This is a genomic window from Actinacidiphila rubida (assembly GCF_900110255.1).
Lineage (GTDB): Bacteria > Actinomycetota > Actinomycetes > Streptomycetales > Streptomycetaceae > Actinacidiphila > Actinacidiphila rubida.
The window spans coordinates 1-7625 of the sequence record NZ_FODD01000093.1 but is presented as its reverse complement, the minus strand read 5'-3'; the positions used below and the strand labels follow the sequence as shown (position 1 = coordinate 7625).

The window sequence follows — 7625 nt, the reverse complement described above, 5'->3', positions numbered from 1 at the left end:
TCATCACCTCCGACCTGGAGGAGCTCATCGAGGGATCGGACCGGGTGGTCATCCTCAAGGACGGCCGCGTGGTGGGCAACCTCGACGGCGAGGACGTCAGCGAGGACGGGCTGCTCGACGCGCTCGCCACCGCGCCGCCGCTGTCGCCCGACGCTCCCGACGAGCCCGAAGTCACCGACGAGCCGGAGGCCCCCGTCGTGCCTGGCGCCGCCGGTGAGCCCGGCGCCCCGGGCGAGGCCGGCGGATCCGACGTCACCGGCGGGCCGGCCGAGGCCGGTCCCGCCCCCGCATCCGAAGAACCCGGCGGGGCGCCGGCCGGCGCAGACCCGGCCGCCGCACCCGTGAAGGAGAAGCAGTCATGACCTCCCTCACCTGGACCGGACCCGCGCTCGACCGCGCGCGGGCCCGCCGCCTGCTCCAGGAGTACGGCGTCTACGCCGCGCTGGCCGTGCTGTTCGTCATCGCGGTCGGCCTCGACACGTCGTTCGTGCAGATGAGCAACATCCGCGTCCAGCTCTTCCAGGTCGCGCCCACCCTCCTGGTGGCGCTCGGCATGGCCCTGGTCATCGGCACCGAGGGCATCGACCTGTCGGTGGGCGCGGTGATCGCGCTGTCCGCCTCGGTGGTGCCCCTCTACCTCGGCTACGGGCTCTTCCCCGCCGTGCTGATGGCCCTGCTGCTGGGCGCCGCGTCCGGCGCGGTCGGCGGCGCGATGGTCGCCTTCGCGCGCATCCAGCCGATCGTCGCGACACTCTCGCTGATGATCGGCGGCCGCGGCCTCGCGGAACTCGTCAACGGCAACTCCGCGAAGCCCGTCACCCAGACCACCCTGCTCGACCTCGGGTCGAACAGCCTCGCCGGCATCCCCGAGATGGCCTGGATCGCCGGCGTCTGCGCCCTGCTGACCGGCCTGCTGGTACGGCGCACCACCTTCGGCCGGCAGCTCGTCTCCATCGGCGACAACCGCCAGGCCAGCCGCCTGTCCGGGCTGCCGGTGCGCCGCGTGCTGATCACCGTCTACGTCATCTCCGGCGTGCTCGCCGCGCTCGCCGGCGTGCTGATCGTCGGCCACGGCGCCGAGGCGGACCCCGCCAACCAGGGCCTGAACATGGAGCTCAACGCGATCACCGCGGTGGTCGTCGGCGGCACGCCGCTCAGCGGCGGCCGGGTCCGGGTGCTCGGCACCGTGGCCGGTGCGCTGTTCATGCAGCTGATCACCGCCGTGCTGACCCAGCACAACGTACACACCTCGTACACCCAGATCGTGGAGGCCGCGATCATCTGCTTCGCGGTCTACGCCTCCCAGGAGCGTGGTACCCGATGACCGCCACCGTGCTGCCGCCCCCGGCCACCGCGAAGGCCCGCGCACCGCGCGCCACGCTCGGAGAGCGGATCGCCTCCCAGGTGCAGCGCCGCGGCGCGCTGGCCGTGCTCGTCCTGGTGGCCGTGATCGCCTCCGCCACGTCCTCGACATTCCCCACGTGGTCGAACATCAGCAGCATCCTCGGCAACAACGCCTTCGTGTGGCTGCTCGCGCTCGGCATGACCTTCGTCATCATGACCGGCGGCATCGACCTGTCCGTGGGGTCGATGTACGCGCTCGGCGGGGTGCTCGGCGCGTACGGCTCGACGCACGGCACCTGGCTCGCCGTCCTGCTGCCGCTGGCGGTGGGCGCGGCGTGGGGCACGGTGCAGGGACTGCTGGTCGCGAAAGCGGGGATGGCGCCGTTCATCGTCACCCTCGTCGGACTGCTCGGGCTGCGCGGCCTGCTCCAGGCCGTCACCAACGAGGGCGCGACCACCTACCTGGTGCCGCAGCACTCGGCGTTCCGCCACCTGGGAGCCGGGGTGTGGACGCCGGTGCTCATCACCGCGGCGCTCTTCGTGCTCGGCGCGGTGCTGCTGACCCGCACCGGCTTCGGCCACACCCTGACCGCGATGGGCGGCAACGAGAACGCGGCCGTGCTGCTCGGCCTGCCCGTCGTCCGCAGCAAGGTGCTGGTCTACCTGCTGTCGGGCACCCTCGCCGCAGCGGCGGGCGCGCTGGGAGGCGCCCGCCTCGGCTCCGGCGTGACGACCATCGGCATCGGCTACGAACTCACCGCCATCGCCTCGGTGGTCATCGGCGGCACCCTGCTCACCGGCGGCAGCGGCTCCGTCGGCGGCACCGCGGCCGGCGTGCTGCTGCTCGCGGTGATCCACAACCTGATCGACCACTACTTCTCGCAGTACGGCTCCGCGTTCACCGACGCCGTCAACGGCGGCTTCCTCGCGGCCGTCGTACTCCTGCAGACCCTGCTCAGCCGCACGCAGCAGCTCGAATGACGGCTGCACCGGCGGCACCGGCGGCGACCGGCGCGGCCGCGGCCCCGCGCCGCACCCGCCAGGCCGGACGACGGCGAAGTACCCCTCCTCGTCCGGGCGTTCCGGGCTCCCGCCGCCCCAGGCAGGGGGAGCCCCGGCTCCGCGGACGACCCCGGCCCCGGCCGGCCACCACGCGAGTTCGTGCGCCGGCCCCGGCCGGCCCGAGGAGAGGAGCCGCCGTGGGCGTCAGCCTCAAGGACGTCGCGCTGCGCGCGGGCGTCTCGGTCAGGACGGCGTCCAAGGTGGTCAACGGCAGCGAGCACCTGCGGCCCGCCACCCGCGAACGCGTGCTGCGCGCCGTCGCCGAACTCGGCTACCGGCCCAACCCGACGGCCCGCCAGCTCCGCAGCGGGCGCACCGGACTCATCACCATGGCCGTTCCCGACCTGGCGGGACCCTACTTCGCGGAGCTGGCCGGCGCGGTCATCGAGACCGCCGCCCGGTACGGCCGCACCGTGCTGCTCGACCACACCGGCGGCTCGTACGAGCGCGAGGTCACCGTGTGCAACGGTGCCCGCTCGCACCTCGCCGACGGGCTGATCCTCAGCCCCGTGCGGCTCGGCGAGCAGGACCTGCTGGCCCGCGCCGACCGGTCCCCGCTCGTCCTGCTCGGCGGCGCCGAGTACCAGGTGCCCTTCGACCACATCGCCATCGACGACACCGCCGCCGCCCGCACCGCGGTCCGCCACCTGGCCTCCCTCGGGCGCCGCCGGATCGCGTTCCTGGGCGCCAGCCCCGACCGCGCCCGCCGCGGGGCCGACCAGCGGCTGCGCGGCTGGCGCGAGGAGACCGCCGCGGCCGGCGGGACCCCGCACACCTGGCTGGTGGTGCCCACCGAGGGCCGCGGCCGCCAGGACGGCTGGACCGCGATGACCGGACTGCTCGCCCGGCAGCGCGCCGCGGACCGTCCCGCGCCCGACGCGGTGTTCGCCTACAACGACCAGATGGCGCTGGGCGCGATGCGCGCCCTGGCCCAGCACGGGCTGCGGATCCCGGAGGACGTCGCCGTCGTCGGCTTCGACGACACCGAGGAGGGCCGCTACGCCCCGGTGTCGCTGACCAGCGTCGCCCCCGACACCGCCGCCATCGCCCGGCTCGCGGTCACCCGCCTGCTGGAGCGCATCACCTGGGACGACACGGCGCCACCGCCGGCCCCGGTGCGCATCACCCCCGGACACACCCTGGTGGTGCGGGAGTCGACGACCGGCCGGTCCGGGACCGGGCGGGCGCCGCCCGGCGCGGGCCGCAGCGCGGCCGTCCGCCTCCCCCCGCCTCCGCCGGCTGCTCCCGCCAGCCGCCCGTCGTCCGAGGAACCGTATGACTCGCCCCTCCCTGGCCCGCTCCGCGTTCGGCCTGACGTCAGCAGGCGCCGCAGTGGACCGCTGGACGCTGGACTCCGGCACCGGCGTGCGCGCCGACGTGCTCACCCACGGCGCGATCCTGCACGGCCTGACGGTGCCGGCCGCCTCCGGCGACGACGCGTGCGTCGTCCTCAACCTGCCGACCGTGGCCGACTACGAGCGGCGGAGCCCCTTCTTCGGCGCCGTCGTCGGCCGGTACGCCAACCGCATCGCGGACGGCGCCTTCACCCTGGACGGCAGCGCGTACCGCGTGCCGGTCAACGACCGCGGCCACGCACTGCACGGCGGTCCCGACGGCTTCGACCGCCGGCTGTGGTCGGCCGAGCCCGGCCCGGCCGGCGAGGACACCGTGGCGCTCCGGCTGACGCTGCACAGCGCCGACGGCGACATGGGCTTTCCGGGGGCGCTCGACGTCACCGCCACGTACACCCTCGACCGGCAGGGCACGCTGCGCCTCGACTACCGCGCCACCACCGACGCGGCGACCGTCGTGAACCTGACGCACCACGCCTACTTCAACCTCGCGGGCGCGGGCATCGGTGACGTGCTGTCCCACACGCTCGCCCTGGACTCCGCCGCGTTCCTGCCGGTCGGTCCCGACGGCATCCCGCTCGGCGACCTCGAGCCCACCGAGGGCACCGCCTTCGACTTCGCCACGCCGCGCCCCATCGGCGAGCGGATCGGCGACGAGGACCCCCAGTTGCGGAGCATGGGCGGCTACGACCACTGCTGGGCCCTCGATCCGGCCGCCCCGCGGGAGGGCCCGCTGCGACGCGCGGCCCGGCTCGCCGACCCGCTCACCGGCCGCCGCCTCGAGGTGTGGACCACCGAGCCCGGCGTGCAGGTCTACACCGGCAACGGCCTCGACGGCAGCCTCAGCGGCGCCGACGGCAAGCCCTACGACCGGCACGGCGCGGTCTGCCTGGAGACCCAGCACTTCCCGGACTCCCCGAACCGCCCCGCCTACCCCAGCACCGTCCTGCGCCCCGGCCAGGCGTTCGCCAGCACCACCGAGTTCCGCTTCCCGCAGCTGGCGGGCCGCCCCGGCGGCACGTGAAGGGGCCTGACGGCATCCGGCGCCGCGGATCCGCGGCCCGCGCGCCGACCCGTTCCCGCCGGCGCCTGACGGCACGGGCGGTCTGACCGCTCCTCCGGCCGCCGCGGAGATCCCCACGACAGACCCCGGCCCGCGGCGGCCTTCAGACGTCCTGGGGGTTCGTCCGGGAGCGCAACTGGCGTCGGGAGGTGACGCCCAGCTTGCCGAAGACGTTTCCGAGGTGCCACTCCACGGTGCGGGGGCTGATGAACATCTGCGCGGCGATCTCGGCGTTGGTGAGGCCCGATCCGGCGAGCTTGGCGATGTGGGCTTCCTGGCTGGTGAGTTCGGTCGTGGACCCGGACGTGCGCTTGGCCACCGCCTCGCCTGTGGCGAGAAGCTCCCGGCGCGCGCGTTCGGCGAAACCCTTGGCACCGATCCGGTGCAGAAACTCGTAGGACGCGCGGAGTTGGACCCGGCTCTCGCGACGACGGCCCGCGCGGCGCAGCCACTCTCCGTACAGGAGGCGGGTCCGGGCCAGTTGTGTCGTGATCCGGGTGGTGCCGAGGAGTTCGACGGCCTCCTGGTAGCGGGCGTCGGCGTCGGCCTCCTGATCCTCGCTGAGCAGGGCCCGGGCGCAGGCCCGTGTCCCGAGGGCCCAGTCGGTGCCGCTGGCCGTGGTGCGCTCGGTGAGCGCGGCCATGGCTTCCGTCGCGGTCTCGGCCCGGCCGCTCCGCGCGGCGGCTTCGACGAGTTCGACCAGCGCCCAGCCGTAGATGCCGAGGTCTTCGTACTGGCAGGCCCGGCGCGCCGCCGACAGGGCCGCTTCGTGGCGTCCAAGGCCGTTGTACAGCACCGAGGTCGCGTACTCGGCGAAGCTGATCGTGCGCCCTTCGCCGCGGACCGTGGCGTCCTCGATGCCGGTCCGGATGACGGCCAGCGCCGCGGCTTCGTGCGCCTGCCAGGCGTTGACCAACAGGTCGGGGTAGATCATCGGAGGGTTCCCGGCGGCCTGGGAGATGGCGGACGCCTCGTCGATCAGCGCCGTCGCCGTGGTGAAGTCCCCGGCGTGCACGTAGTAGATCGCCTGGTAGGTCAGGGACATCGGCAGCACGGACAGGGCCCCGGTCTCCCGGGCGATGCGGACGGCGTCGGCTGCGAGCGTGTACCAGGCCTCGTCGTCCCACAGTTCGGGGGCCAGCGGTTCCGGTGTGACGGGGCAGGCGAGCCAGAGGTGGCGCCGCTCGATGTCGGTGGCCTCCGACCGCTGATCACGCCTGACGGCCCGCAGGGCGTCGCGCAGGCTGTCGACGCTGGCCGCGTAGCCGTCGACGAGGACACTGGTCATGGTGTCCAGGAGCACGTCGACGGTGCGCGGCGGGGTGGCAGCGGGTGGTCCGCCGCGAGCTGCCAGGGCGACGGCGCGCTGCTGGAAGCCCTCGCTGAGGTGGCCGGCGAAGACCGCCGCGTTGACGGCTTCGAGGAGGGTGTCGCGGGCGAGGTCCGCGTCGAGCGGTGCGAGGCGCTGCGCGGCCTGGAGGAGGAGTCCGGGGGCGGCGCTCCCGCGGCCCTGGGCGAAGATCAGCCGGGCGCGCAGGCGGGCGAGGCGGGCGCGCTGCAGGTCGTCGAGGGGCCCGCCTTCGGCGAGGGCCATCATGTTCTGCGCCTGGACGGTACCGCCGGCGTCGATGTCCAACTGGGCGGCGGCCAGGGCGCGGGAGACGCGCCTGGCGGGATCGGGCGTCAGCTCCGCGGCGCGGCGCAGGAACGCGGCCGCCGCGGCCGCGCCTCCCCTGCGGTGGGCCCGTTCGGACGAGTCCTCCAAGCTCTGCGCGGCCTCCTCGTCGGGCCCGGCCGCGGCCTGGCCTCGGTGCCAGGCCCTCCGGTCGGGGTCGAGTCGCGGGTCCGTGGCGTCCGCCAGCGCCTGATGGGCCGCCCTGCGTTCCGGAAGCGGCGTCCGCCGGTAGATGGCGGAGCGCACCAGCGGATGGTGGAACCGCACCCGGCCGTCGACCTCCACCAGACCCGCGGTCTCGGCCGCCGCAGCGGCGTCCGCCGCGAGATGCCGGGCGGCGCCGGCCCCGCGCAGGAGGGCCGCGTCGCCGGTGGGATCTGCCGCGGCGATGACCAGCAGGCGCCGCGTGTCCTCGGGAAGCGACGTGAACTGGCGGTGGAACGCCTCCTCGAGGCTCGTGGTCACGGGACGCGATCCGGGCTGCGCGTAGCCGCCGGCGAGATCGGTCAGCCCCAGGACGCGCGGCAGGTGCAGCAGGGCCATCGGGTTCCCGTGGGCCTCCTCGACGATCCGGTCGCGGACCTGCGGGTCGAGCGGTGCGTGGTGGGTCGAGCCGAGCAGCGTGCGGGCGTCCGGTTCGGCCAGGCCCCGGATGCTCAGCTCCGGCAGGTCCGCGAGTTCGGGGAGGCCGGGTTCCCGCACCGCGAAGACCATCAGGAGCGCCTCGGCCTTGACGCGCCTTGCGACGAAGGTCAGCACCTGGCGGGATTCCTCGTCGATCCACTGCATGTCGTCGATCAGCAGGGCCGTGGGACGGGCCTCGGCCGCGTCGGCGAGCAGGTTGAGGACCGCGAGCCCGACCGTGAACGGGTGCGGCGCCTCTCCGGTGTGCAGCCCGAACGCCACGGACAGTGCTTCCGCCTGCGGTCCGGGCAGGGCGCCCAGCCCCTTCATCAGCGGCGCACACAGCTGTTCCAGACCCGCGAAGGGCAGGTGCATCTCCGACTCGACGCCGGTGATCGCGAGAGTGCGGAACCCGGGGGCCTCCTCGCCGGCGTGATCCAGGAGCGCCGTCTTGCCGATGCCCGCGTCCCCGCGCAGGACCACGACCGCGCTCGTTCCTTCCCGC

The 7625-nt window shown here is 74.6% G+C and carries 4 protein-coding genes and 2 pseudogenes; 5 read left to right on the top strand and 1 reads right to left on the bottom strand.

Annotated elements, in window-relative coordinates; genetic code table 11:
* The 5 genes and pseudogenes from BMW99_RS41735 to BMW99_RS38525 form a co-directional block, all read left to right on the top strand.
* Positions 1–362, top strand: a pseudogene (locus BMW99_RS41735) (hypothetical protein); the annotation flags it as partial.
* Positions 359–1324 carry an ABC transporter permease gene (locus tag BMW99_RS38545; protein WP_069464441.1) on the top strand — a complete coding sequence of 322 codons (966 nt, stop codon included), beginning with the start codon at positions 359–361 and terminating at the stop codon, positions 1322–1324. The pseudogene BMW99_RS41735 and the gene BMW99_RS38545, both read left to right, overlap by 4 nt.
* Complete coding sequence (locus BMW99_RS38540) at positions 1321–2325, top strand: ABC transporter permease (RefSeq protein WP_069464442.1); 1005 nt, start codon at positions 1321–1323, stop codon at positions 2323–2325. Before BMW99_RS38545 ends, BMW99_RS38540 begins: the two co-directional genes overlap by 4 nt.
* Positions 2326–2543: 218 nt before the next feature.
* Positions 2544–3587, top strand: a pseudogene (locus tag BMW99_RS38530) (LacI family DNA-binding transcriptional regulator); the annotation flags it as partial.
* Between the two features lie 94 nt (positions 3588–3681).
* Complete coding sequence (locus BMW99_RS38525; RefSeq protein ID WP_075018409.1) at positions 3682–4782, top strand: aldose epimerase family protein; 1101 nt, start codon at positions 3682–3684, stop codon at positions 4780–4782.
* Between the two features lie 142 nt (positions 4783–4924).
* Here BMW99_RS38525 and BMW99_RS38520 read toward each other — a convergent pair.
* Positions 4925–7625 (bottom strand): helix-turn-helix transcriptional regulator (locus tag BMW99_RS38520; RefSeq protein ID WP_245791807.1); only part of this gene is annotated, 2701 nt, incomplete at its 5' end.

Coding starts and splice junctions, on each gene's coding strand:
- BMW99_RS38525 (WP_075018409.1), top strand. CDS start 3,682: ATGACTCGCCCCTCCCTGGCCCGCTCCGCGTTCGGCCTGACGTCAGCA.
- BMW99_RS38540 (WP_069464442.1), top strand. CDS start 1,321: ATGACCGCCACCGTGCTGCCGCCCCCGGCCACCGCGAAGGCCCGCGCA.
- BMW99_RS38545 (WP_069464441.1), top strand. CDS start 359: ATGACCTCCCTCACCTGGACCGGACCCGCGCTCGACCGCGCGCGGGCC.